The sequence below is a fragment of the Priestia sp. JSM ZJ58 genome (assembly GCF_044383985.1).
GTDB lineage: Bacteria > Bacillota > Bacilli > Bacillales > Bacillaceae_H > Priestia > Priestia zanthoxyli.
This window is the reverse complement of sequence record NZ_JBISEM010000001.1, coordinates 3,117,867-3,143,264: the sequence shown is the minus strand read 5'-3', so window position 1 is coordinate 3,143,264 and position 25,398 is coordinate 3,117,867. Positions and strand designations below refer to the sequence as shown.

24 protein-coding genes are annotated in these 25,398 nt (G+C 34.3%); 19 read left to right on the top strand and 5 right to left on the bottom strand.

Annotated features, from left to right (window positions below; all coding sequences use genetic code 11):
• Positions 1-77 precede the first annotated feature (77 nt).
• Together ACH6EI_RS16495 and ACH6EI_RS16490 are read left to right on the top strand one after the other, a co-directional pair.
• On the top strand, positions 78-2,630 hold the full coding sequence (locus ACH6EI_RS16495; protein WP_108674555.1) for a cyanophycinase: 2,553 nt from the start codon (positions 78-80) through the stop codon (positions 2,628-2,630).
• Between the two features lie 211 nt (positions 2,631-2,841).
• Complete coding sequence (locus ACH6EI_RS16490) at positions 2,842-4,887, top strand: sigma 54-interacting transcriptional regulator (protein ID WP_108674556.1); 2,046 nt, start codon at positions 2,842-2,844, stop codon at positions 4,885-4,887.
• 70 nt (positions 4,888-4,957) lie between these two features.
• Here the strand turns inward: ACH6EI_RS16490 and ACH6EI_RS16485 are convergent, their stop codons facing one another.
• A complete protein-coding gene (locus ACH6EI_RS16485; RefSeq protein WP_108674557.1) occupies positions 4,958-6,034 on the bottom strand; it encodes a cyanophycinase in 1,077 nt (358 codons plus the stop codon).
• Positions 6,035-6,456: 422 nt separating this feature from the next.
• Here ACH6EI_RS16485 and ACH6EI_RS16480 point away from each other — a divergent pair, with 422 nt between their 5' ends.
• Positions 6,457-7,725, top strand: coding sequence for an MFS transporter (locus tag ACH6EI_RS16480; RefSeq protein ID WP_108674558.1), 1,269 nt, complete (start codon positions 6,457-6,459; stop codon positions 7,723-7,725).
• 244 nt (positions 7,726-7,969) lie between these two features.
• Here the strand turns inward: ACH6EI_RS16480 and ACH6EI_RS16475 are convergent, their stop codons facing one another.
• Positions 7,970-8,716 (bottom strand): phosphorylase family protein, encoded by a 747-nt coding sequence (locus tag ACH6EI_RS16475; RefSeq protein WP_099000023.1) that lies wholly within the window; start codon positions 8,714-8,716, stop codon positions 7,970-7,972.
• Positions 8,717-9,001: 285 nt separating this feature from the next.
• Here ACH6EI_RS16475 and ACH6EI_RS16470 point away from each other — a divergent pair, with 285 nt between their 5' ends.
• From ACH6EI_RS16470 to ACH6EI_RS16460, 3 genes are all read left to right on the top strand, one after another.
• Positions 9,002-9,574: a GNAT family N-acetyltransferase gene (locus ACH6EI_RS16470; protein WP_099330794.1), complete on the top strand. Its 573-nt coding sequence runs from the start codon at positions 9,002-9,004 to the stop codon at positions 9,572-9,574.
• 61 nt (positions 9,575-9,635) lie between these two features.
• Positions 9,636-10,085, top strand: coding sequence for a GNAT family N-acetyltransferase (locus tag ACH6EI_RS16465; RefSeq protein WP_028413911.1), 450 nt, complete (start codon positions 9,636-9,638; stop codon positions 10,083-10,085).
• A gap of 148 nt (positions 10,086-10,233) precedes the next feature.
• On the top strand, positions 10,234-10,998 hold the full coding sequence (locus tag ACH6EI_RS16460; RefSeq protein ID WP_099330795.1) for a class I SAM-dependent methyltransferase: 765 nt from the start codon (positions 10,234-10,236) through the stop codon (positions 10,996-10,998).
• A gap of 86 nt (positions 10,999-11,084) precedes the next feature.
• Here the strand turns inward: ACH6EI_RS16460 and ACH6EI_RS16455 are convergent, their stop codons facing one another.
• The gene (locus ACH6EI_RS16455; protein ID WP_099330796.1) at positions 11,085-11,732 is read right to left on the bottom strand and encodes a YczE/YyaS/YitT family protein; all 648 of its coding nucleotides are present in this window, start codon (positions 11,730-11,732) and stop codon (positions 11,085-11,087) included.
• 113 nt (positions 11,733-11,845) lie between these two features.
• Here ACH6EI_RS16455 and ACH6EI_RS16450 point away from each other — a divergent pair, with 113 nt between their 5' ends.
• Together ACH6EI_RS16450 and paiA are read left to right on the top strand one after the other, a co-directional pair.
• Complete coding sequence (locus ACH6EI_RS16450; RefSeq protein WP_013056339.1) at positions 11,846-12,298, top strand: MarR family winged helix-turn-helix transcriptional regulator; 453 nt, start codon at positions 11,846-11,848, stop codon at positions 12,296-12,298.
• A 19-nt stretch (positions 12,299-12,317) separates the two neighbouring features.
• Entirely contained in the window at positions 12,318-12,845 is a 528-nt protein-coding gene (paiA, locus tag ACH6EI_RS16445; RefSeq protein ID WP_099000014.1) for a spermidine/spermine N(1)-acetyltransferase, read from the top strand.
• Positions 12,846-13,140: 295 nt separating this feature from the next.
• On the opposite strand, the gene ACH6EI_RS16440 is transcribed toward paiA, so the two are convergent.
• Positions 13,141-13,722 carry a DUF2087 domain-containing protein gene (locus ACH6EI_RS16440; RefSeq protein ID WP_028413907.1) on the bottom strand — a complete coding sequence of 194 codons (582 nt, stop codon included), beginning with the start codon at positions 13,720-13,722 and terminating at the stop codon, positions 13,141-13,143.
• A gap of 317 nt (positions 13,723-14,039) precedes the next feature.
• Between ACH6EI_RS16440 and ACH6EI_RS16435 the strand changes: the two genes are divergently transcribed.
• Positions 14,040-14,708: a type 1 glutamine amidotransferase domain-containing protein gene (locus tag ACH6EI_RS16435; protein ID WP_028413906.1), complete on the top strand. Its 669-nt coding sequence runs from the start codon at positions 14,040-14,042 to the stop codon at positions 14,706-14,708.
• A 121-nt stretch (positions 14,709-14,829) separates the two neighbouring features.
• Here ACH6EI_RS16435 and ACH6EI_RS16430 read toward each other — a convergent pair whose 3' ends face one another.
• Positions 14,830-15,024 carry a hypothetical protein gene (locus ACH6EI_RS16430; RefSeq protein WP_013056341.1) on the bottom strand — a complete coding sequence of 65 codons (195 nt, stop codon included), beginning with the start codon at positions 15,022-15,024 and terminating at the stop codon, positions 14,830-14,832.
• 236 nt (positions 15,025-15,260) lie between these two features.
• Here ACH6EI_RS16430 and ACH6EI_RS16425 point away from each other — a divergent pair, with 236 nt between their 5' ends.
• The 10 genes from ACH6EI_RS16425 to ACH6EI_RS16380 all read left to right on the top strand — a co-directional run bounded on the left by ACH6EI_RS16425 (position 15,261) and on the right by ACH6EI_RS16380 (position 25,220).
• Positions 15,261-15,725 (top strand): hypothetical protein, encoded by a 465-nt coding sequence (locus ACH6EI_RS16425; RefSeq protein WP_099000012.1) that lies wholly within the window; start codon positions 15,261-15,263, stop codon positions 15,723-15,725.
• A gap of 45 nt (positions 15,726-15,770) precedes the next feature.
• The gene (locus ACH6EI_RS16420; RefSeq protein ID WP_099330797.1) at positions 15,771-16,133 is read left to right on the top strand and encodes a hypothetical protein; all 363 of its coding nucleotides are present in this window, start codon (positions 15,771-15,773) and stop codon (positions 16,131-16,133) included.
• Between the two features lie 25 nt (positions 16,134-16,158).
• The gene (locus ACH6EI_RS16415; protein WP_098113400.1) at positions 16,159-16,353 is read left to right on the top strand and encodes a DUF6980 family protein; all 195 of its coding nucleotides are present in this window, start codon (positions 16,159-16,161) and stop codon (positions 16,351-16,353) included.
• Positions 16,354-16,981: 628 nt separating this feature from the next.
• Entirely contained in the window at positions 16,982-17,506 is a 525-nt protein-coding gene (locus ACH6EI_RS16410) for a hypothetical protein (RefSeq protein WP_098113398.1), read from the top strand.
• Between the two features lie 82 nt (positions 17,507-17,588).
• The gene (locus ACH6EI_RS16405; RefSeq protein ID WP_098113397.1) at positions 17,589-17,888 is read left to right on the top strand and encodes a hypothetical protein; all 300 of its coding nucleotides are present in this window, start codon (positions 17,589-17,591) and stop codon (positions 17,886-17,888) included.
• Positions 17,889-18,606: 718 nt separating this feature from the next.
• Positions 18,607-18,822 (top strand): DUF6366 family protein, encoded by a 216-nt coding sequence (locus tag ACH6EI_RS16400; protein WP_099000008.1) that lies wholly within the window; start codon positions 18,607-18,609, stop codon positions 18,820-18,822.
• 392 nt (positions 18,823-19,214) lie between these two features.
• Positions 19,215-19,886, top strand: a complete 672-nt coding sequence (locus tag ACH6EI_RS16395; protein WP_028413897.1) for an HAD family hydrolase — start codon at positions 19,215-19,217, stop codon at positions 19,884-19,886.
• A gap of 780 nt (positions 19,887-20,666) precedes the next feature.
• Entirely contained in the window at positions 20,667-23,180 is a 2,514-nt protein-coding gene (locus ACH6EI_RS16390; protein WP_099330798.1) for a PEP/pyruvate-binding domain-containing protein, read from the top strand.
• Between the two features lie 101 nt (positions 23,181-23,281).
• The gene (locus ACH6EI_RS16385) at positions 23,282-23,857 is read left to right on the top strand and encodes a TetR/AcrR family transcriptional regulator (protein WP_226313282.1); all 576 of its coding nucleotides are present in this window, start codon (positions 23,282-23,284) and stop codon (positions 23,855-23,857) included.
• Between the two features lie 16 nt (positions 23,858-23,873).
• Positions 23,874-25,220 carry an MFS transporter gene (locus ACH6EI_RS16380; RefSeq protein WP_099330799.1) on the top strand — a complete coding sequence of 449 codons (1,347 nt, stop codon included), beginning with the start codon at positions 23,874-23,876 and terminating at the stop codon, positions 25,218-25,220.
• Positions 25,221-25,398: the final 178 nt, after the last annotated feature.

The following is a 25,398-nucleotide window of genomic DNA, read 5'->3' as shown; positions in this document are numbered from 1 at the left end:
TTTATCGAAAGTATCGCGTAAAGGATACGAGCTAATTAGAGAAGGGTATTAAAATTTGCGTGGAAAGGATCTTTCAAATGAAAAAGAAACTGGTTTCATGTCTCATCAGCTTTACATTACTTTCTTCGTTGAGTACACCCCTGCTTGCAAAAGCACAAGAAAATACTGAGGGCATTAAAGGCAGCCTTGTTATTGCAGGCGGAGGTGTAGGAACATCCAATCACGATATATATGAAAAATTTCTCTTGCTTGCTGGGGGAAAAGAAAAAGCCAAAGTAGGGATTATTCCAGCTGCTAGCACAACGCTGCAGTCTTCTGAAAAGTTTAAGGAAGACCTCGTGAAATACGGAGTAAACTCAGATTCTATTCAAATTCTTCCCGTTTCCAATCACGATTTTTCTGACACACAAAAAGATGAATCGACTTGGAAGAATCAAGTGAACGACAAGAAGTTATCCCGTACGATTAAAGGACTAACGGCAGTTTGGTTTGTTGGAGGAGACCAAACAAAAATTGTGGATTCCCTTCGTCAAAATAATGGAAACGATTCTGAAGCGTTAAGAGCTATCTGGGATATATATCGTAAGGGAGCAGTTATCGGAGGTACAAGTGCAGGAGCTGCAATTATGAGTGACGTCATGATTACAGGAGGAGACAGTCTAGGAGCTTTAAAAGAAAGTATAGGAAACAAGGAAAATAAACATGTAAACGAAAACCAACACAATAAGAAAGAGTACGAGCCTCTATCAGTTCAAAAAGGGCTGGGATTTTTCCAACACGGCATAATTGATCAGCATATGGATGAACGAGCACGACTTGGGCGACTTGCAGTAGCTGCGTATAATGCTGAACGCGACAAAGAAAAAAACTTTGCATACGGTGTAGACGAAGATACTGCTATGGTCGTTAACAATAAAGATCAAAAGGTTGAAGTCGTTGGAAGAAGCGGAGTAGCTGTATTAGATATGAGCAAAGCTAAGCTTATATCTAAGCAAAAAGTGCGTTCAGGCTTAGAGAACATAAAAGTCAGTTACTTATCTCCTGGAGATAAAATTAACTATCATTTAAAATCATTTGAATTTCCAAACGATAAAGTAGAAACGAAGGGGTTTGAATATTATTCCTTTAACGCACTACCTGCTACGGGTGTTTTTACACCGTATGGAAGGTTAAAGGCTTATTTATCATATTCTTTCGTTGATAATAAATCAATGAAATCTGCTAACAGCTATGTTTATGACAGTAAAGGGTCTGGATACGAAATTGCTTTCCAAAAGGATAATGACACAAACGGCTACTGGCGGTATACTGATGGACAAAAAGATGATTATTCCATTGTAAATGTAAGAATGGACATTACACCTAAAACCGTCAAATTTCAACCGGATAAAAAAACTAGTTTAACGTATAAAAAATCTACTTTTTCTTCATCTGAAAGTCCTGCATACGATTCGATTAAAGGTAACCTCTTAATTGCAGGAGGAGCGCTTGGCAGCAGTAATTCAAGCGTGTATAACAAGTTTATTACTCTTGCAGGAGGAAAGCAGGCCAAAATAGGAATTGTTCCTGCAGCGAGTACTAAGTTCGACTCTTCTAATCAGTTTAAAAGTGATTTAGTTAAATACGGAGTGAAGGCAGAAAATATAGAGATTTTACCTATTTCGAACCATGACTTTAAAGGAACTTCTGAAAATGAGTCGAATTGGAAAGCAAATATGAATAGTGATAAACTAGCGCAAAAAGTTAAAGGGCTAACAGGTATTTGGTTTGTAGGAGGAGATCAAACCTTGATTACGGGCTCGTTGCGGAATGAAAATGGTTCGGACTCAAAAGTTTTACAAGCCATATGGCATACGTATAAAAACGGGGCAGTACTTGGCGGTACGAGTGCCGGAGCGGCGATTATGAGTAATACTATGCTCGCTGGCGGAGATAGCTACGGAGCTCTTTCGTACGGATTTACAGACACATACGATGATATGACTCAGCAAGAAGGCGGTCCTGCTTATTTAGAAAAAGGCCTTGGCTTTTTTCAATACGGTCTTGTAGATCAGCATTTTGACAACAAAGCAAGACTGGGACGTCTTATTGCAACAGCGTACGAAAAAGGAAATAAAAATCAGCTTGCGTACGGAATCGATGAAGATACAGCTATGGTGGTCAACAATTCAGGAAAACAAATAGAAGTTGTTGGAAGAGGCGGTATTACGTTAGTTGATTTAGCCAAAGTACAGGCAAATGACAAATTTCCGAGTGATTACAAAAATATTCTTATCTCTTGTATTACTCCAGGCGATAAAGTAAATATGACAACAAAAGAAATCGTAATAAACCCAGGTAAAACGTCTACTAGAAAAAATGAATACTACAGTGAAAAGATTGGGCCAAACACGGGTCTTTTCTCTCCGCACGGTGTATTAAGAAAATTTTTAGCTTACGATCTTATCGATAACGCTCAGAGCAAAGAAATAAAGAGCTATACGTTTAACCAAAACAAAGGTTTTGAGCTTACCTTCAGAAAAAGCCCTGAAAGCAATGGCTATTGGGCTTATACCGACGGTCAAAAAGACGATTACTCTATTGTGAAAGTAGCCTTAGATATCAAACCAATAAACGTAGACATTAAATGAGAAGGAAGTAATTCAATGCATCTAGCACTTTAGCATATCGTGCCTCCACCTATTAAAGTGGAGGCGCTTTTTTCTACTTTTTTTATTTACAAAAGGGACAAACGTCCGCTAGATGAAATGCACAGCAAAGTATAAAATGATAGGTATATATTCCAAAAGCTAATCTCTGAAGGCAAGTCAAGTTAAAGGCCTGTAGAAAGGTGTCCATACGATGAAAAAGAAATTAGTTTTAATAACAGGAAGTAAGCAAACTAGAATCATTTTACACAATCAATTAAAAGAGTTGTTAGGAGATTACATTTTTATTGAATGCTTTGCGATTGATGAAGAATTACCCGGAAAAATTGATGGAGATGTTGTCCTTTATTCATCAGAGAGTATATATCATGAAATAAAGAACAGATTAGACGTTCAGCATGCACATGAAATTGTAGGAAATAGAACGATTCACCATAAACATATAAATGAATTGCTGAAAATCCCTGCCCATACAAAGGTGTTAATTGTAAACGATGATGATAAAGAAACTCTTAAGTTAATAGAGTCTCTCTATCAAGTAGGGATTAATCATGTTCAGTTTATTCCTTTTAAAAAGCAAAAGACCTATTACGAAGGGGTTGAAATTGCTGTTTCTCCAGGGGAGGTTCACTTGTGTCCCCCATACGTAAAACATGTAATTGATATAGGCGTTAGACTTTTTGATATGGCGACCATTTTTGAACTTATAAAATCATTCGGTTTTAATCAGTCTAATCATTCAATTATTTGGGATCGCTATTTGCGAAACATCATTGTGCTGCAAAAAAAACTAATAGAAGCAGAAGGGCAAATGAAAGAACTTCACCTTCATGTAAAGAGTATTGTAAACGTAGTAGAAGATGGTATTCTTGCCGTGGATTTTAATAGAAAGATTACGTTATTCAATAAAAGGTTAGAATCATTGTTTCAACTAGCTTCTTCTGATGCTATAGATCATGAGATTCAAAGCGTAATTTCTAACAAAAGCCTTGTGGAGTTTATTATATCGTCCAACGAGAAAAGTCAGTACTTTAACATAAACGGGTACGAAATGGTTATCTATAAGTCAATGATTAAAGAGAGCAATACTACTGTAGCAACGTTTAAAAGTGTTAATCAAGCTGTTGAAATAGAAGGAAAAGCGCAGTCAGAACTTAGAAAAAACGGTTTTTCTGCTAAGTATAACTATCAAGATATTATCGGAGAACATCCAGCTTTGCTTAAAACGATTGAAATTTCCCGGAAAATGGCTGCCACTGAGTATCCTATTTTAATTCAAGGAGAAACCGGTACAGGAAAAGAGCTGTTTGCTCAGGCTATCCACAATCATTCTACACGTAAAAATGGACCATTTCTTGCGGTAAATTGCAGTGCCATGACCGATACATTGTTAGAAAGCGAGCTGTTTGGGTACGAAGAAGCCAGCTTTACAGGAGCGCAAAAAGGCGGCAAAAAAGGGCTGTTTGAGAGCGCTGATAAAGGTACAATCTTTTTAGATGAAATTGGTGATATCAGCCCGCGTTTACAAACCCAGCTTTTAAGGGTGCTTCAAGAAAAAGAAATTAGGCGGGTAGGAGGTGCAAGAGTAATTCCGATTAATGTAAGAATCATAGCAGCCACTCACAACAATTTACTACATAAAATGAAAGAAGGTGTGTTTCGAGAAGATTTATACTATCGTTTACATGTACTATCTTTAACCATTCCTCCTTTAAGATATAGAAGAACTGATATTCCTTTACTCATTCATCATTTTATTGCTAAATCGAAAACGTGGACGCATATCCATCCAGAAGCGATGAAACTGCTGATGGAATACGAATGGTTAGGAAATATAAGAGAATTAAAAGGAGTCATTGAGTATTTGCTTACCGTCTGTGATGAAAACGAAGTGAAAGCAAAAGACGTAGAATATAGGCTTAGTAGTCAAAAAGAGGATCATTCTTTGTATGAAATTGAAAATGAATCGTTGGACTTGATTGAACTTCAAGAAAATCATGCTCTGCTAGAAACGATAAAACAGTGTAATGATACAGGAAAAGCAGCAAGCAGAAAGTGGATCACACAGCATTTAAAAGGCTTTACTCTTACAGAACAGCAGGTGAGAAATCGTTTGGATGTACTAGAAGAAAAAGAGTATATTATAAAGCGCAGAGGCAGAGCAGGAACAAAAATAACAGAAAAAGGACTGCATTATCTATATCATTTAAAAACAAAACAGCACTTAATCAATCCTTAATATAAGGAAGAAAGGGAAACTTCACTAATTAAGTTTCCCTTTTCTATAAAATAAAATATTCATTTACCGTTTACGGTTGATTTCCTCCGTAAACTTTTCCTGTAGAAGAAGTAATAACACCGCCGTTTACGTTTAAAGTATAAGCTAATCCTCCAGAACCTGTCCAAGTGGAAAGATTAAAAGTGCTGCCATTAAATAGTTTATAGATAGAAATATTATTAAACGTCAGAGGCTGACCGCTTACACAAGTAGTAGGCGCCTTATTTGTTTTAGCCAGATAAACAGCAGCATTTGTAGAGCCTGGCTGTGTTACTACTTTAGCTAAACCGTCTTTTTCTACCAGAAGCGCTGACTGTTCATTAACAGCAATCCCTTTTGCGGTTGTCCCAGTTTCTTCTCCGTCTTGGATATTACGTGCTAGAAATGTTAGAAAGCGTCCCATTCTATCTCGTTGTTCAAAATGGGTGTCTGTTTGGATGTTGTTGTTATGAGGTGTTTGAATCAAATAATCTGTAAAGGAAATAAGAGAACCATAAGGATTGTTTAGCGCTGTTTTAGAATCTAAAGTTGTAGAGCCTGCTGAGATAGAGTCGTAAATATGATCCCCTTGAATCATAGTACCAGCACTTGTTCCCCCAAAAGGAATGCCTTGATTGATACGATTATTTAATGCTGTCAGAGCCGCAGAACCTTCTAAGAAATCTACGTAATCAGCCTGATTGCCTCCAGCAAAAAAGATGCCTTCTGCTTTGTTGATTTTATCAATTAAAGAAGAGTCTGAGCCTGCTCTTATTAAATCATCGACGACAATTGTGCTAACAGAGTTAAGAGGCTTACCTATGCTTTTTGCTAGGTCGTAGATATAAGAGTTATAGGCATCAGTACCCGTCGCTCTTATAACTAAGAAATCTCCGCCGTTTGCCTTTTGAATCATCCATTTGAACGCTTCATCTACATCGGTGCTTCCTCCCATATAGACTTGTCCAAAGCTTGTACTAGTCGCTTTGTCTGCAGTACTTCCCACCTGATAAAGCGTATAAGATGCAGAAGCAGCAGAAGCTGAAATGGGCAGTAAAAGAGACGTCGCGAGAACAGCACAAGTGATGACTTGCTTTTTAATACTTTTCTTACGTTTAGCTTTTTTCATAAAGTTCTCCTCCTTTAATTAAGTGTTCATAGATGAATATGCAAGTTTTATACCAACTTATTAAACAGCTGAAAAGCTGTGAAAGAAGAGGTCTTTTAAAAAAACACGCGTGATATAGGTTATTTATGGGTTCTTATTAAATTGCTTTATACCCAAAAATGACAAGAAGAACTCTAACTTGGATGCCTAATAGTGAAAGGGAAATAGTAAAGGATATATTTTAAAAGTCCATACTTCATTGAAAAATATCATTTAAAAACTTAAAATTGTGATAGAAAGGAAAAACAAGGATAAAAAAGGGCTTCCCCAAATTAGCACTTTATTTGTTTAAAAGACCTTCATTCTATCAATATCTTCGTCTCTTAAACGTTTTCTACTAACATTTCTACGCAGAAAAATTATACACGAGAGGATCTGTCAAAATGAACAAACAGGAAAGTAGTTATAGATGGGTTGTTTTTGGAACCGCTTTATTAGCATATTATTTGATTGTCAGTCAACGAACAGCCCCCGGACTTATTACAGAACAGTTAATGAAAGATTTTCACGTTTCAGCGTCCGTTATAGGATTAATGACGAGCATACAATTTTTAGCGTACGCAGGCCTTCAGATTCCTGTTGGCTTACTTTCTGACCGGTACGGTCCAAATCGATTTCTTATTATAGGGTCGCTTTTAACCGGAATAGGAAGTCTTATCTACAGTACGGCTCCCAACGAATATGTGTTAATTTTCTCTCGTTTGCTAGTCGGTACCGGAGACTCCATGATTTTTGTCAATTTAGTGTTAATTTTAAGTCAGTGGTTCAAGGGAAATGAGTTTGTAAAGCTGTTAGGTTTAATTGGGCTGGTAGGAAGTGTAGGTTCATTATCAGCTACTGTGCCTTTATCTATGTGGATTTCACTTTCAGGCTGGAGAGTTCCTTTTCTTAGCATAGGTCTGGTTTTAATGGCGGTATCTTATTTGCTTTATGTCGTTTTAGTTATAAAACCTAAACGATTATTTGTAGATGATGCTAAAGCAAATAAAGCCTCTGTTAAGACTCAAGAAAGCGTATGGGCGATCCTAAAAAGGGTAATGACGACTCGTCAAGCATGGGCAACATTTCTTTGTCATTTTGGTGTAGTGGGTACATACATTGGTTTTATTGGTTCTTGGGGAGTTCCTTATGGCATGAATGTGTTTCATTTATCTCGCGCTGATGCAAGTCAGCTTATTATGTATGGTTTGTTTGGCGCTATGATTGGGGGACCTTTAATCAGCTGGATATCAAGCAGGTTAAACTCCATTAAAAAAATCTATTCACTCGTCCATCTTATTGTGGTGCTTAGCTGGACAGGATTATTATTAACCGGAGTGAAACCTTCATTCATGCTAGTCGTTATTTTACTTTTTATCATCGGATTTGGAAACGGCGCAAGCGCTTTGACATTTGCCGTAGTACGCCAATCTTTTTCAGTAAAAGAAGTAGGAGTTGTATCAGGTTTTGCTAATATGGGAGGCTTTTTAAGCGCCGTATTATTGCCTAGTATTTTCGGAAATGTCCTTGATTTATTCCCTGAACGCTCGCTGCACGTGGGCTATCATTATGCTTTTATGATTCCCATTTTGTTTTCAATGATGGGGTTGTTAGGTGTCTTACTAATTAAAGAAAAAGGAAAAAAGGAGCAGAAGGTGCTGCATGCTTCTTAATTCACAATGACTGTCGCATTTACAGTGCAGAAAAATTCGTATATTTATTATAAGATTCATTTTTATACTTTCAAGCAGCCAGAAGATAATCGCTTTTATAAGTGGTTATCTTTTTTAGTCTACCCCATTTCTTCAGAGTCATATAAAGCTATACTTCTAAAAACAATAGTATAACTGAGCATTCTACTCCAAATAGATTTTACTCATATCAATAATACAAAATTTTTTATAAGACAGCACGCTATTAGAATTTACTACTCAAATAAAGAGCCACATCGCGAATGGCTTTATCAGTTTCACTTTCTATTAACTCTCTGTCCTTTGTATACGAATAAAGAGTATCGCCGTGAAGAAGGTGGTCTGATAAATTTAATAAGCCCACGGCGCGTTTGTTGAATTTATGAGCAATAGCTAAAGTGGTAGCTGTTTCCATATCCACCCCGAGAAAATCTGCAAGCGACCATTCTTTTACCATATCATGCGTCTCAATAAGCATGGCACCCATACTAACCACATGTCCTTTTATATAGCTGTAGCCTTTTTGTTCACAATACCTACAGGCGGTTTCCACTAACTCTTTGTCAGCTTCTACAAGCGTTTGTTCTGGTAAATACCAGTGTGATACGCCGTCTTGCATTTGTGCTGCAGATACAATTAAGATATCTCCATATTGTACAGTGGAAGATAAGCCTCCAAAATATCCCGTTTGAATAAATAAGTCGGTTCCGCTGCCAGCAAATTGATGTACGATGTTTGACGCCATCGGACTGCCATACACATTCGCAAATCCTATATTTCTGTTTTTGAACTTACCTATTACCGTGTTCCATTTAGGCATATGAACATCAGTAGATAAAATCTCTTTCCATAAGCTTATATTATCTTCAAATCCCCACTCACCATGAATAATGAATGCATTAGGCAGCTCTTTTTCTGATAGCTTTAATACGTTTAGCCAATCTTCTTTTTCAAAATCCCCATACAGTTTCATATCGTTCTCCTTATTCTTTTCATTTAGACTAGTTGGTGAAGAATTCTTCATTTCTACCTTTTATTCCTTTAATTTTTAAAACGAACAAATACAAAATAAATGACGGTTCTGATTTAGAAATGAAGAATCGCGTGCTTTTTTGCTTGTTTTTCGACAAATATTTATGACTAAAAAAGGAATTCACTAATAATAAAAGAACTTTTTTACTAACCGTTATTTAAATTAGATAAAGCTGTGAGAAAAGATCCGTCCAGTTAATGAATGGATAAGAGGAGGGAATTACAGGTGTCACATCATTTTCCCATAATTAAAACAAAAAGACTTGTACTAAGGGAAATTGTAGCAGAAGACGCAAGCAATATTTTAAAATACCTATCCGATAAAGAAGTAATGAAGCACTACGGTTTAGAGCCTTTTACAGCGGTTGAAGATGCTTTAAATGAGATTTCATGGTATAAATCAATCTTAAACAAAGAATCTGGAATAAGATGGGGCATTACTCTTAAAGAACAAGACGACATTATTGGCAGCTGCGGGTTTCTTAATCGAGTTCATGACCATTACCGTACGGAAATTGGTTATGAATTAGCCAGAGACTACTGGGGAAATGGAATTGCTAATGAGGCATTGGGCGCGGTCATAAAATATGGGTTTACACATTTTAATTTGCGGAGAATCGAAGCTTTGATAGAGCCTGCTAATGCTGCTTCACAAAAATTAATAAAAAAACACGGTTTTATAAAAGAAGGCTTATTAAGAAGCTATGAATTTACGTGTGGGAAATTTGACGATTTGTATATATATTCTTTATTAAAACAAGATTTTGACAGGCTTCAACTACATGCAGGGAATATCTAGACATCGTTATTACGTTATTAAAAATACGTATAGCACGATGAAAGATAAGGGAGGAGAATATATGGCCCACCTTAATGTTGATATTGTTCACTATCATCCTCAATTTGCTGAGGCAACGGTAAAAATGTGGAGAGATAGTAAAGAAAAAGCGATTGGACAAAAGGAAATGCACAGTTTTGACCGTCATGTTTATTTTTTAAATCATATATTGTCAGCACACTATAAAGTTGAATTAGCGTTAATAGATGAACAAATAGTAGGAATGGTTGCTTATAAGGCTGACGAAATTAGCCAGCTGTACGTTGATGTAAATTATCAAAGAGGAGGAATTGGACAGCTTTTACTCGAAAGAGCCAAGACAGAATCAAATGGAAAATTAATATTACGTACATTTGAACGAAATAAAAACGCCCAAAGGTTTTACGAGAAACACGGCTTCAGTATTATAAAAAGAGGATGTGAAAACGAAGAGAAACTACCCGATATTACATATGAATGGACAAACAAATGAATCATACGTAATTTTAATAAAGGAGCGGTTAGTGTGAATACGTTAGCACATGAAACATAACAACGCTGCCTGTATGTTCGTGGCCCGCCTTTTACTAGTTTAGGATAGATGATTAATGCTGACTGATTATTAAAAGGAGGATTTTAACATGGTAACGGACAAACATTTTTTAAAGGCTGTAAACAATACAAATGTTGATTTTACTGGATGGGATTTTTCTATTATTACTCGTACTGGTCGTATGGATAGTGATATGCTTTCGTGGTCATATGGAAGTGAAGCTTTTCGCCTTATTCAAAACTCTAATGCTGCTTTAGATATGGGAACAGGAGGAGGAGAGTTTTTATCTTTGTTACAACCTTTTCCTCGCGTTATGTATGCTACCGAAGGATACAAACCTAACGTTCCAATCGCTAAAAAACGGTTAGAGCCATTTGGTGTCACAGTTGTTGAACGAACTGAAAACGAGAATCTACCGTTTAAAGATGGTACATTTGATTTAATTTTGAACCAGCACGAAGCTTTTTGTGCTTCTGAAGTGAGAAGGATTTTGTCTAAGGGAGGCACGTTTTTCACTCAGCAAGTGGGAGGGTCAGACTGTTCACGAATCAATGAATGTATAGGGGTTCCGATAAATAAAGAGTTTTGTAATTGGAATTTAAAGAAAGCAATAGAAGAGCTCCAACAAAGTTCTTTTAACATCATCTTTTGCAAGGAAGAGTTTCCTGTGCAGAGATTTTATGATATCGGGGCGCTAGTTTTTTATCTAAATGCAATTCCTTGGCAAGTTCCTAATTTTGATATAGAAACACATATCGGCGGATTGTATAATATCCATCAAATTATACAGTCTCAAGGGTTTTTCGACGTAGAACAACATCGTTTTATTATTAAAGCTGAGGCAAAAAAATAGAGTAATCACACACAGAAGGCGGATCTCTAACTGGAGATCCGCTTTTTGTGTGTGAATGATGATTTTACATAAACGTTCTATTTCAGTTATGTAATGGAGCGTTTATGATCTTTAGTATGATTTTGTGATATACGAGAGTTTGTTAAAATGCAGTCTAATGCTCTTTTAGTAATAGGCATAAAAAAGTTAAGCAGCACGCCGCCTAAACACACGGTTAATAACGTTCCAACACCAATTGGTCCGTTTAAAAATATTGCGGCTAGTAAGAATGTCAGGTAAATAAATGTTCTTGAAAGAAATAAATTGGTTTTAGCTAGTTTTTGTATGATTAATGTTAAGCGGTCAATTGGAATAGGTGCAAAATTTGTATGTAAATAGGCTGAGGTTCCTACTCCTATAATGATTAAACCGATTCCGAAACAACATACTTTGCTGTACCAACTTTCGAACGTAATCCAATTCTTTAAGAAAAAAAGCCATATATCGATACCAAGACCTGTTATGAATGCCGTTAACAGTCCCAGTATTTCTGGCTTTTGTTTGCTTAAAAGAGAATTACCACAAATTAAAATACAGGCAAGTATAATCTCCCAGCTTCCAACGCTAAAACCTACGTTTAGTGACAGTCCAACCAACAGTGCATCAAAAGGTGAAGCTCCTAGGTTAGATTGTATCGTCAAAGCAATTCCAAGAGTTAATAGTAAAATTCCTCCTGCATAAACAACATACTTCACTGTCATCATCCTTTTTGTTATTTTTTGTTGCAAATGCAACTATTTTGAGATACATTAAATGTAGATTATTTTTATTGTATTTGCAACAAAAATATGTATAAAGGAGATATTTTATGAGTGAAATTCTGCGTGAAATTGGCATGATAGCAAGAGCATTGGATTCAATTAGTAATATAGAATTTAAAGAATATGACCTGACAAAAGGGCAGTATTTGTATTTGGTGCGAATATGTGAAAATCCAGGAATCATTCAGGAAAAGTTAGCTGAAATGATAAAAGTAGATCGCACAACAGCGGCTCGGGCTATAAAAAAGCTTGAAATGAATGGTTTTATTGAAAAGAAAGATGATCTCCATAATAAAAAAAATAAAAACCTTTTTCCTACTGAAAAAGGGAAGAACGTATACCCGTTTATAAAAAGAGAAAATGATTATTCGGATAAAGTGGCATTAGAAGGTTTTACCCAGGAAGAAGCAGATACCATTCTTAAACTAGTTCAAAGAGTAAGAAAAAATATCGAAACAGACTGGGAGTTTGTCAAAAAAGGAAACAAGAGAAATTATTGATGATATAAAGGAGAGGGGCATGTCAGTGATGATGCATATAAAAAAGTGTATTCTTGAAGATGTATATGATCTTCAAGACGTTAGCTATAAAACGTTTTATGAGACATTTAAAGATCAGAATTCACAAGAAAATATGACAGCTTATTTAGAAAAAGCATTTACAGTCGAACAGCTAGAAAAAGAACTATCCAATACGTCTTCGCAATTCTTTTTTATGTATGTTAATCATGAAATTGCAGGTTATTTAAAGGTTAATATGAATGACGCTCAGTCTGAAGAGATGGGGGAAGAAGCGCTTGAAATTGAAAGAATTTATATAGGTAACAGCTTTCAAAAACAAGGACTTGGTAAACATTTATTTAATAAAGCAGTAGAGATAGCAACGACATTTAATAAAAAGAAAATTTGGTTAGGGGTATGGGAAAAAAATAAAAATGCGATTGCTTTTTACAAGAAACAGGGATTTGTTCAAATTGGATCTCACTCATTTTATATGGGAGACGAAGAACAAATAGATCTCATCATGGTTAAAACACTTTTTTTATAGTTTTAAAAAATAAGGATTATTCACTAATTTAACTGGTAGAGGATAATCCTTATTGCATACAGAGACTTTATGCTTTTCTTCAAAGCAGATGCTTTTAGGGGAAGCAGTAAGCAAACTAATATGGTTGCTGTGCCAACACATAGGAGAATAAAATTAATGTCACATGCTTACCAAAATGTTGGCTTCTTTCATTTTGGAAATTACATTTTTACTTTAATTCTATTTGAAACAACACAAACTAATTAGACATATATCGAATTAGAAGGCTTGAAAAATGAACGTTTTTACGTCCACTTTAATAAATAACGGGCCACATCTCTTTCGGATTTAACTCGTATTCTCCATTTTGCCTATACATAAAATGCTGCATAATTAACTCTCTGCGAATCGTTGCATAATCTTCATGATATTTTTTAATATGTTCATTTAATTCTTTTTCTGGATACGTTTTTCCGTGCTGTAAATCACGTATTAAATAGGCTAATATTACGTTCTTTTTCTTTCTTTGACTTGGAATAATTTTTAAAGTACCGTCACTATTTATAAAGTTTTTAACAATAGATAATTTGTCTTTATCCTGTAAATGGTTGTCTTGATTTTCCATCGAATCCTCTCCAATACTTAAAATAGCCTTCGAGTTATATTCAAGTCTTTCAAGGTCTAGATAAAAATAAATAATGTTTCCTTGTCTTCTTTGATAAACAATTCCTACATCTCTTAGCTTTGAAATATGATGAGTAATAGTTGAAGGTTGCAACCCCAGTTTGTAAGCAATTGCTTGCCCGTGAAGAGGCCCTTTTTTTAATAGTGAAATAATTCTAATCCTGGTAGGATCACCAACGGCTTTATGATAATTAACCAACTTATCTAATTGCATAGCTTAATACCTTCTCTCTCTAATTCGATATACATCTAATTTGATATTAATCGAATTGGATGTATATGTCAAAAAAATATTTAAAGTGAAGACTTGTCACACTGCATATAAAAAATCGGCTCCGTCTAATCTTTAAAGTGTAAAAAAAATCCTGCTTCTCTATATAATTCAACTATTATTTTCACCTGTTCTTTTTATTAGTAAGAAAAAGTTACCATGTTTTCATCAAATAATACCGGGGAACATATTCAAAGAGATAAATGAATTATTAATGATACATGTATGTAAATAATAAATGAAAAAGGAATGAGTAAATCATGGCAGGAAATTCAAAAGTTTTAATGGTTGTTACAAATGGACATACGATGGAAAATGGAGAGCTTGCTGGAATTTGGCTTACAGAATTCTCTGAAGCATATTTAGAATTTAAAAAAGAAGGATACGAAGTAGTCGTAGCAAGTCCAAAAGGCGGAAAATCACCTGTGGATCCTAACAGCTTAACAGATGATGTAACGGACGAAGACAAAGAAGCAGGAAAACTTTTAGAGAATACAAAATCATTAGCTGAAGTAAGTTCACAAGAATTTGCAGGTATGTTTGTACCTGGAGGGCACGGAACAATGTTTGACTTTCCAGACGATACGCACTTACATCGTTTGCTAACAGAATTTGCTGAAGACGACAAGCTAATTGCAGCGGTATGCCACGGACCGGCAGCTCTTGTAGGCGGAAAGCTTAAAAATGGTGAGCCGATTGTAAAAGGAAAACGTATTACAGCGTTTACTGATTCAGAAGAGAAAGATACAACGTTAGATAAATACATGCCGTTTCTTCTTGAAACAAAGCTTCGTGAGCTAGGCGCCGAGTTTATTGCAAAAGATAATTGGAGCGATCATATTGAAGTAGACGGAAAGCTTTTAACAGGACAAAATCCGCAGTCTACAATCAGCCTAGCAAAAGAATTTGTGCGTGCTTTAAACGCGTAAAAGTATGTATAACCTTAATGGGGATGTCTCATGAGTGTTTGAGACATCCCCATTTCTTTAGGGTGAAATAAAATGAGAATTAAGGAAAACAAAAAGGGCGGCTATCTAAATAGCTGCCCTTTTATTTATTAGAAGATTTATTTCTGAAAATGTATGTAGTAATTCCTGTCACAATGATAACAGCCACAATACAAATGATCAGACGAACAATCTGTGTCACAAAAATATTATCTGCAATACTCATGTGTTTCGTTAGAATTAACGTTCCATAAGCAGCTAAAACAGATAAAAACATATTGACGATTCGTTGAGCCATGTTGTCGTTACTCCTTTCATTCCACTACTATACACTTTAACATATGTATTCACTGTAAAAAATATCGAATTACAAGTATGTCAGAAAATCAGCACTCTCGTAAAAGATTCCACACGTAAGGAAGTAGTTGATATCATATTAGTTATGACGACTAAACGCAGTTCAGAGAAGGAAATGAGCTTTCTTTTGTGGAATTTAACATGCTTATATTCTTTTTTTAGATAGGTGGGAAAAGCTTGTTTGATAAATTGAAAAAGCTATTTATGGATAAACAGGATCAGGAAACAAATGACAAATACATTTTAGTCCCTGAGAGTGAAATAAATGAGACTTTAAAAAGAGAGATAGTGAAGTTGGAAGAAGTAGGAGAGGCATACAGCAAAAGTCTTCAGCACAAATATAGAAATAAATTTGAACATGATGGTAAGCAGAACTTAAAAATATGGGTGTGTCGAGATATTGATGGCGACCAACTGCCAAATCTAAGTTCGGAGCAGTGTTTAGAAAAAGAATATCGTTCCCAAGTGGCAATAAACTTTGATGGGTTTACAGATGAAGAAGATGCATCCGTTTATTACATCCAGTTGTGGTATTACTTTGGTGGGTATTTTAAAGGGTCAGGCACTTTGTACGATTTGTCAAAAAATTATTTAGAAGCTGATATTGAAGAGAAGATAGAAGAAATACTGAAACAGCTATAACCTTTTAGCATAGAGATTATGTGTTAGCACACAGGGGGAAGGAAGATGAGGGGTCGTCCAGAGTTAGAAATAGAAAGGGAAAAAGTTTATAAAACGAAAAAAAATCCTAACGGAACATTTATAGCGCGAATTATTCAAGTGCCTAAGGAAGAACATATGTTAGATTTCATGTTGGAAATCAAACACTTAAGGAAAAAGGAACTTACTTATAAAAATCTATTAGTAACGACTGAAAACTGGTATGATTCTTTTCGTCTTGCTAGAGGAGATCTGAAATGGGTATCTTTGCATACAGTAGCTGTGTGGGACTGGTTGGGACATAAATTAGTTGAGGTAGCAGCCCCAACCGGTAAGGAAAATTATCGTATTTCAGATGACCACTGTTCAGCTTACCGAGAAAAGCAATAATGACGATATAGTAAGGAGAAAACGAATGAAAAAGCATTGCTGCGATTATATGAATTATCATGCGAACTTTACGTGTGATATTCACAGTGATCCGTTTGATTGTCCAGATAATCTTATCTTATTTGATAAAACAAATAAGGAATACGGTTTAATTATCCATGATGGTGGTTCATCCACTATTGGAATTTCATTTCGTCCATGGTGTGATAAGAAGCTTTAACTTAAGTATGAAGGGGGATCCTCTTCATTTCTGGAATGGGGGATGGGGCTTGATTTTTCGTTATCTAGCTATGTTATCAGGATTAGGAATAGCTCTATTAAACCTTTTTGATCCTATACATCAAGGGATTACGCGCTGGTTGATGGTTATCTGCGGTTTATTCATCTTTAGTAGCCATCTAAAATTCATCTTAGATAAGAAGTCAAAAAGAATAGATAATCAAAATAAGACCTACTAATAAGATTTTCTTTTGATTTAGTCCTGTTGATAAACGGTGTTATGTAAACGAAAAACTTATTGAATATGTAGGAGAGAAATAAAAAAGAAAAATATATGTTATAATAATCATAAATATCCAAAAAAAGGAACTAATTGTTGTGGTCAATCGTAAATTTAATTCTCTATTTATCATCTATCCTATCGTTTTCTTTGTAGTGCGTACTGTTTTTTCTTTTGTGAAAAATAGCGCTGCGGAATCTGTCTATGAGACGTTAGCTATACTTGCCATGTATTACTTTACAGTTAGTGTTTTCTATTCGATTGACTTATATATGCAAAAGAAAAATAGTTAATAGATTAAAAATGCTGAGAGTCAGAGTAAAAACAAACGATATAAAGGAGTCTAACAGTGCGCATTAAGAATTATTTTTTGTTTATTTTTCCATTCGTTTTACTATTATTAGCAAGCTGTGATCCATCTTCTACACCTAAAGAAAAATACTATTCAAGCACCAAAAGCACAAACCTTCAATCAGAAAACGTTAAGTCAGTATCAATAGGAAGTTCTAAATATGACGTAGCAATTGGTTTGAAGAAGAAACCAAAATTTATAGAGGTTACGGAGAAACCTCCGTATACTACCTACATTTACGGAGAAAGTACAGAAAAGTATGATGTTGAATTTAAAATTGTAGATAATAAAGTCAGTAGGTATGACTTTATTAGCAGCAAGTATGGTACGGAAAAGGGCATACATACTGGTGACAGCAAAAAAGATGTCATTAGGGCATATGGAGAAAATTATTACGAAAGAGAAGATACCGGAGCAACAATAATAGGGTATTTTGATAAAATTCATAAACTCAACATTGAGTTTTCTTTAGATGATAATAGTAAAGTTGGAGGAATTTTGTTTCAAAAAATAAATAATTAAGATGAGTAATAATCATTTATTTGCAAAATGAAATATATTGACTAGTAAATTTCAAATAATAGTAATAGAGGAGAATATACTGATGCTTGGGGAAACATTTACATTATTAAGGCCTATTTATTACCTGATCGCAGTTTTTTCAGTATGCAATTTGGTGTATATAATTTTCTTGAGAAATAAAGTCAAAGCAAGTAGTTATGTAATCGTCAATTCTTTTTTCTTTTTAATAATTGCAGCAGCCTTATTGTTTCAAGAAGGCATCATTGTAGATGAATTTAATCGTTCAGGTGATTCTGTAACCTTCTATTTAACGATATTATTGGGCTTTTTATTTATAGCTAGTTTCATTTTTCAAAGAAAGAAAATGAGAGATAAAAATTGAAGTAAATAAATATAATCATGTTTGCTGTAACTTTCAATATTTGCTCTTTTATGTAAATTGAGTGTTAGGGCGACCAATCTACAACAAATAAAGGGAAAGGATTTTTCTATTGAGCAACTTTATTAAAGTAGTACCGTCAACTTTTATACTTCTCTACATAGTATTCTTCTTTTTAAATATTTCGTATCGTTACGGTGTTTCTTATTTATATAGCTTTTTTCTTTTTTTGTTTTTGTCGTTAATATCTGTAGTTTTATGTTTAGTAATATGGTTTAAGAATAAGGAACGTCTTTTTCTATTTTTAACCGTCGTTTCAATCCTCCAACTTATGTTTACTGTTTTTATTTATCTTTTACCAGGAGCAGGAACTAAACCATTGATCTATGAAAAAGCAATTATAAAAGAAGAGGTTTTAAATAAATAAGCTTACACAAAAAAACTTCAAGAATGTGTATCTAGTATAAGGCTATTAAAGAGATCCCCTTAAATAAAGAGGATCTCTTTGATGTAGGTGTTTGTAATAGTAATTATATTAACTAGAGCTGTATACTTTTTCATTAAAAAGCGTTGTTTCATACTTATTAAAAAAAGAAATGTGTACAGTTAGTTGAGGAAAAGAGATCTGTCACTATAGGTTTCTTTCTTTGTTTCTAAAAAAACCATTAATTTATATTTTAACCATAATATGTTATAATGTTTTAAAAATGGTGGTGTGACAATGAGCGAAGATAAAGAAACACCTGAAAGAAGAAGAGAGAGATTAAAACACGAAGAGGTAAAAAGAAATCCAGCTGGGAATATGAACGATGCATTTAATAGAAATGAAGCTGGAAACTTATCTGGTTTAGCAGGCAGCTTAGGATGGAAGGGTCTTGGTGTACTTATTACTGTAATGATTATAGGTTTTATCGTTGCGTCACTATTTTTAAAATAATATCAGGTTTATAAATTAAGAGTACTGGAGGCGCTTTTTTGAAAAACTATACAGTGTTTATTGGTAGTTTTATATTATTGCTATTTGCTTTTCAAATTGTTTCTGGTCTATTTCTTACACTTACATATGTACCTGAGACTTCACAGCACTTGAGTAGCTCAACGGTCAGTATTTTTTCTGTTAATTATCCATTTTTAAGTTCGATTATAGCGGCCACTTTTTCATTTATTATTTCAAACAAAGTATGTAAAGTTAAGAAGAGTGCCTATAAATAAGTAGGTGCTCTTTTTGTGCTGAGAATAGTGATTACTATTTTTAATAAATTACATCTTCCTTTTTATGGTATTGTATATAGATACGTATTAAATACTGTTGAAAGAGGGAGATACTTAATGTTGCAATCACTAATCTTTGATATGGATGGAACGCTGTTTCAAACAGATAAAATTTTAGAATTATCACTTGATGATACCTTTAACCATTTGCGTACACTCAACCAGTGGAATACTAGTACTCCTGTTGATAAGTATCGTGAAATCATGGGTGTACCGTTACCCAAAGTATGGGAAGCTTTATTACCTACTCATTCAGGTGAAATAAGAAAGTATACGAATGACTATTTTTTGAAAAGCTTAGTTGAGAATATAAAAAAAGGCAAAGGCGCTTTATATCCTAATGTAAAAGAGGTCTTTAGCTATCTAAAAGAAAATAATTGCTCCATTTACATAGCAAGTAACGGTTTGAAGGAATATTTAGAAGCGATTGTAGACCATTACGATTTGGATAAGTGGGTAACAGAAACATTTAGTATTCAACAAATCCAAACGCTCGATAAAGGAGATTTAGTCAAAACGATTATAAAGAAATACGATGTAAAGCACGCAGCAGTAGTGGGAGACCGTCTATCGGATATCAATGCTGCAAGGGATAATGGTTTAATGGCAGTGGGGTGCAATTTTGATTTTGCTCAAGAAGCTGAGCTTGCACAGGCTGATGTGGTAATAGATGATTTAATGGAGTTAAAAAGGATTGTATCCAACATAAATAGTAGCTTGTCAGTTTAATAGACTGATCCTCGTACATAACCATTATAGATGGGTAATGTCTCAATTTTATTAAGAAAATAAATTTTTTATATGCATGTAAAAGGATAGGTCTTTAAAGGGCTATCCTTTTCGTTTACCTTACAGTATTGGAATCCACTTGATTTTTTAAATCTTCACTGCAGTTTCTGCTCCGTCAATGAACTCACACATATATAGACCTAAATCTACTGAAGTTGAAACATAAGTAATGAGCGGTTCCCCTGTAATTTAAAATGTTTACATAATCTTTTCTTGTCATTAATAAATGGTTTACAATACTGAGCTATGCTTAGGTTAAGATTTCCAAAATAGTTTTATAAGAAGGGAGAGTTTGGATTATGACTTCACATATGATTCGTAAATCTGATAGCCCTCACTTATATATTAGAGGATATAAGATAAAATTGTCACTCAGCCAGTGGAAGCTTGTAAGCACTCAGAGATAATGGTTAACCCAACTGTAAAAGAGGAAAACCTCCATCTTAATTTAGATGGGGTTTTTTGCATTTCTTTTAGTAACTTTTTAATTGGTTAACTATTTAGACTTTATAATAAAAAAGACTAATAAAAGTTAAAAAATGTAATAAAAAAGAGGAATATTATTTAAGTGAAATTAAAATAAAGCACAACTAAATATGCATTTTTTAAATGTTTTACCATTTTTTATTGACCATAAAAATTTAAAAGAATTAAAATAAATATAAAGTAAGTAATTACTTACATTTTTAAAATTAGTTTGTGGGAGGATGAATATTTTTAATGTATAGCTTAAGTTTTCAAAAGGTGGACGAGGCGAATGAACGAGTTGGAGCAAAAGCTTTAAACCTTATAAAAATGAAAAGAAAAAATTTACCGATTCCAGATGGGTTTGTTATTCAAACGGAAGCTTTAAAGCGATATATCGAATGGAACGGGATTGATCGTCAAACGGATAATATACACGAGAGAATTTTACACGGGGAAATTCCTATTGAAATTGAATCAGATCTCATAGAGGCATTTCGAAACCTAAAGTGCTCTTATACATCGGTAGCTGTTCGTTCATCATCTAGTGCTGAAGATTTAGAAGGTGCATCTTTTGCTGGCCAGTATGAAACCTATCTTAATGTGAAAAGTACCGAGGATTTTTTGAGTAAAGTGAAAGCGTGCTGGGCCTCATTTTTTACTGAAAGAGTCGAACAATATACTCAAAATATGTATGCTAATTTTGACGAAGTTTCAATGGCAGTTGTTGTTCAAGGGTTAATTGAGTCCGAAGTATCGGGAGTGATATTCAGTCAAAATCCTGTCACTCATAATACAAAAGAAATGATGATTAATGCCAGCTATGGACTAGGAGAAGCAATCGTATCAGGCTTAGTAACACCTGATGTTTACCTAGTTAATAAGCAAACTTTTAAAATAGAGAAAGAAAAGGGTCTAAAAGAAGTAAAAATAATTCCACTTGTTGAAGGAGTTGAAGAAATCGAAACAACGGAAGATGAGCAGCAAAGGTTTTGTTTAACAGACGAGAAAATCATTGAACTGGCCGAAATAACAAAAGAAGTAGAAGCTCTTTACCAACATCCAGTAGACATAGAGTTTGGGATTCATGACAATCAAGTATATCTATTGCAGGCAAGAGCTATTACTACATTAACAGAGGCCAAAGAATTAACTCCTTTCCAAAAAGATATATCTTTAAGTTTCGAGGATATGGAAGAGTTTTGGATTTTAAATGACACAAGTTTTTCTCATGCTGTTAGTCCTTTGTACGCTTCATTTATTATTCCGGCATTTTCTGAAGGAACAGCTGCTAGTTTTAAAAAATTAAAGTTTATGTTTAATAGACTTAATTTAAAACTTTATAAAGGTCATATCTATACAAAAATGGAGCCTTTTAAAGGAGATTCTAATAAAAGATTCCAAGAAAATAAAGAATTGATGGAAGGTATTTATCCAATCCTAACAAAACGAATGAATCAAATGATTACGGAACAATTCTTGCCTTACTATAACAAATTAAATAGTTTTACCTATGAAAGTCTAACCCTTCAGAGAGGAAAAGAGATTCTTCAAAGTTTAGCTGATTTTTATAAAGTGGCATATGATCTGCACTTTGATATTGTTATGCCTCAAATGTCTTTAAATACTATAGTTGAAGAGTACTATAAAAACCTTACAAATAAAAAATCCGGACACGATGTTTATGAGCTATTGACGGGGAAAATGAACAAATCGTTGGAAACTGATCAGGAGCTTTCTAGACTTGCTTTAACAGTTAAAGGCAATGCGGAACTTACTAAGATCTTCGAAGAAGAATGTACAGAAACTTTAGTGAAAAAGTTAGAGGAAAGTGAAGCAGGAAAAAGCTTTATGGCTGAATTAAATACTTTTCTAAAACAGTATGGATATCGAAACGTTGTAAGTCACGATTTTGTAGGAGAAACTTGGCTAGAGAATCCTCTTCACGCATTATCAATTATTCAAGGGTATGTTAAAGACAATTACAACTTTGATGAGAATTTCAAACAAACGGTCAAAAAACGTGAACAGAACTATAATGAACTCCTTGAACAGATAGCGGATAGCAAACATAAAGAAGAGTTTGAAAAATATTATCAGTGGGCATTAGATGCATCCGTTATAAGAGATGATCATCATTTTTATATCGATGCAATGTTGGATGCAAAAGCTCGTTTATTCCTACTTAAGCTAGGTAATTTACTAGTACATCATCATGTTTTTCTAGTGAAAGAAGATATTTTCTTCTTATATCTTGATGAACTAGAGTCTCTTTTAGAAAATCCAGTAGACATGACCCAATTAATTGAGAAACGTAAAGAAGAACATGTAGAACATGAGCAAACGTCTAATTTACCTAGATACTTCGGAGTCCCTGAAGCAGCTCAGCTGAAAGAAGCTGAGAAATATATGGGAGCTATTGAGGAAGATGACGCGAACAGCGAACATTCTATTAAAGGGTTAGCATCTTCTTCAGGCATCTATACCGGAAAAGTAAAAGTTATTTCAAACACAAAGGAATTTTACAAGTTAGAAAAAGGGGACGTTTTAGTATGTAAGACCACTACTCCACTTTGGACTACTTTATTTCAAACTGCGGGGGCTGTTATCACCGACGCTGGAGGTATTCTTTCTCATTCAGCAATAATTGCACGTGAATATGAAATTCCTGCAGTAGTTGGTACGAAAATAAGTACGGATAAGCTAAAAGATGGCGATATGGTTATGGTCGATGGTACGAATGGAATGGTCACGCTTTTAAATGACTAAGTGATTCTCTTCGCTTCTATTTGACAACAGCTCTTTTTCCTTTATATACTGCCTAATGGAAAGTAAATACTTACATTCAGGAAGCATAAAGGATGATTAACATGAAAAAAGATGAAACAAAAAAGAAGATAACAAAAGCTACAATAGAACTGCTTAAAGAAAAAGGCTATAAAGGTACTACTACTAGAGAAATTGCAGAGCAAGCTGGCGTTAATGAATTGACTGTTTTTCGCCACTTTGGCAATAAAGAAGGCATTATTCAAGCTATTGTCAAAACAACAAGCTTTTCACTTGAGATTTTTGATAAATCAATTGAATGGGAGCTTGAAAAAGATTTGACGAATTTCGGTTATCTGTTACTAAAAGACTTTGATAATAACCGAGACATGATTTCAATTGCTTTAAAAGACCCTTTAATTTTCTCACAAGCGCACGAGGAAATTATAAAAAAAATTAATGATACGAAAAAAATATTAAAAGAATACTTTGAAGAAATGCAAAGGAAAGGATATATCAAAGAATTAGATTGCTGCACACAAGCAGAGATTTTCCTAAGTACGTATTGGGGATATTTTATGTATAAACTAAATTTTGGAGACAAAGCCTTACATGCGGATTATCAAGATATGATAAAAAACAGTATAAACACGTTTATAAAAGGAATTTCTCTCCACTAAAAGGAGGCATTAATGTTTGGGTAAACATAAAGAGCTTATCTTGATTATTTCATTGCTAATTGGGACATTTCTTGTACCAATTAATTCAACCATGATTGCCGTTGCTCTATCAACTATATCAGCTCATTTTAATGAACCACTTGCAAATATTTCGTGGGTAGTAACTATTTATTTGATTGTAATGGCTGTTACTCAGCCTATCGCTGGAAAGCTAGGAGATTTGTACGGAAACAGAAATATCTATTTATGGGGCGTGGTGTTCTTTCTTATAGCATCTTTAGGATGTATATTTTCAACTAATCTCATTTCCCTTATTATTTTTCGATCACTGCAGGCAGTAGGAGGAGCTTTACTCACCCCTAACACTATAGCCATCATTAGATATGTGGTGCCAAAAGAGCGGCTTCCTAAAATTTTAGGTGTATTTGGAATGGGAATGGGATTGGGTGCTGCAATTGGACCATTGCTAGGGTCTGTATTGCTTGAAAACTTCAACTTGGAAGCTATATTCTGGGTGAATGTGCCTTTTCTTTTCTTAGCTTTAATCAGTGGCATAGTTATGATTCCTAAATCTAATGTAAAAAAACAAGCAAGTACTTTAGATATTCAAGGTTCCATCTATTTAGCCATTAGTATTTCCTTATTGATTTTATTAACACACGGTATGGAAATTACTAAGGCTTTAATAATGGGATTAGTATTTGTTTTATCTTCATTCTTGTTTATCAAAAGAGAAAATACGGCAGAAAACCCGATTATCAATTTTTCTTTGTTTAAAAATGCCACCTTTACAAGCGCTAATTTGTCTATTATGCTTAGCAATTTTGTTATGTATGTGATTTTATTAATTATGCCGCTGTTAATGAAGGCTCAATTTCACTTATCTACAGCACAAACGGGTATTGTTTTATCGGTTTTTTCGATTTCAATGTCTTTAAGCGGCTGGATAGGAGGATTGTTAAACAATAAGTTTAGTTCTAAAAAAGTGATTGGCTTTTCTTTTGCTATGATCATTGTCTCTACTATTCTTTTTCTATCTTTAGAGAACGTTGGATCTATTCTTTTTCTTATAGTGTCTTTAATTATTGGAGGTTTTTCGACCGGAATAGGTTTAACAAGCATGCAGGTTGCCTCTCTAGACTCGGTAAGCAAAGAGCAGTCTGGTACAGCCTCTGGCATTTATTCAACGTTTCGTTATTTCGGAAGTATTATTTCGTCCACGCTTATTGCTCTTGTTACAAGCTACAACTCCATCTTCATTATTTTAGGGTTATCGGGGGTAGTAGGTATACTAGTAGCTAAAAACATTAAATCTGGTAGCCAAGACATGATAAGCAGCAATAATTCCAGTGCAAAAGCATAGTTGTTTTTTGATAAAGCCTTTGGTTATATATGCGATTTACTAATTAATCAATAAAAAAAGTACTGCTTCTAAAATAGGAGCAGTACTTTTTTTGCTTAAAAACCTTAGAAAAAACAACACACGAATTTACAAACCGACTTGTTTCAAATAAAAAAATTCTAATAATTCAATCTTGTTA

Coding starts and splice junctions, on each gene's coding strand:
- ACH6EI_RS16405 (WP_098113397.1), top strand. CDS start 17,589: ATGCTTGGGGAAACATTTACATTATTAAGGCCTATTTATTACCTGATC.
- ACH6EI_RS16420 (WP_099330797.1), top strand. CDS start 15,771: ATGAGGGGTCGTCCAGAGTTAGAAATAGAAAGGGAAAAAGTTTATAAA.
- ACH6EI_RS16400 (WP_099000008.1), top strand. CDS start 18,607: ATGAGCGAAGATAAAGAAACACCTGAAAGAAGAAGAGAGAGATTAAAA.
- ACH6EI_RS16495 (WP_108674555.1), top strand. CDS start 78: ATGAAAAAGAAACTGGTTTCATGTCTCATCAGCTTTACATTACTTTCT.
- ACH6EI_RS16395 (WP_028413897.1), top strand. CDS start 19,215: ATGTTGCAATCACTAATCTTTGATATGGATGGAACGCTGTTTCAAACA.
- ACH6EI_RS16480 (WP_108674558.1), top strand. CDS start 6,457: ATGAACAAACAGGAAAGTAGTTATAGATGGGTTGTTTTTGGAACCGCT.
- ACH6EI_RS16435 (WP_028413906.1), top strand. CDS start 14,040: ATGGCAGGAAATTCAAAAGTTTTAATGGTTGTTACAAATGGACATACG.
- paiA (WP_099000014.1), top strand. CDS start 12,318: ATGTCAGTGATGATGCATATAAAAAAGTGTATTCTTGAAGATGTATAT.
- ACH6EI_RS16475 (WP_099000023.1), bottom strand. CDS start 8,716: ATGAAACTGTATGGGGATTTTGAAAAAGAAGATTGGCTAAACGTATTA.
- ACH6EI_RS16460 (WP_099330795.1), top strand. CDS start 10,234: ATGGTAACGGACAAACATTTTTTAAAGGCTGTAAACAATACAAATGTT.
- ACH6EI_RS16440 (WP_028413907.1), bottom strand. CDS start 13,722: ATGCAATTAGATAAGTTGGTTAATTATCATAAAGCCGTTGGTGATCCT.
- ACH6EI_RS16490 (WP_108674556.1), top strand. CDS start 2,842: ATGAAAAAGAAATTAGTTTTAATAACAGGAAGTAAGCAAACTAGAATC.
- ACH6EI_RS16390 (WP_099330798.1), top strand. CDS start 20,667: ATGTATAGCTTAAGTTTTCAAAAGGTGGACGAGGCGAATGAACGAGTT.
- ACH6EI_RS16385 (WP_226313282.1), top strand. CDS start 23,282: ATGAAAAAAGATGAAACAAAAAAGAAGATAACAAAAGCTACAATAGAA.
- ACH6EI_RS16485 (WP_108674557.1), bottom strand. CDS start 6,034: ATGAAAAAAGCTAAACGTAAGAAAAGTATTAAAAAGCAAGTCATCACT.
- ACH6EI_RS16465 (WP_028413911.1), top strand. CDS start 9,636: ATGGCCCACCTTAATGTTGATATTGTTCACTATCATCCTCAATTTGCT.
- ACH6EI_RS16450 (WP_013056339.1), top strand. CDS start 11,846: ATGAGTGAAATTCTGCGTGAAATTGGCATGATAGCAAGAGCATTGGAT.
- ACH6EI_RS16415 (WP_098113400.1), top strand. CDS start 16,159: ATGAAAAAGCATTGCTGCGATTATATGAATTATCATGCGAACTTTACG.
- ACH6EI_RS16430 (WP_013056341.1), bottom strand. CDS start 15,024: ATGGCTCAACGAATCGTCAATATGTTTTTATCTGTTTTAGCTGCTTAT.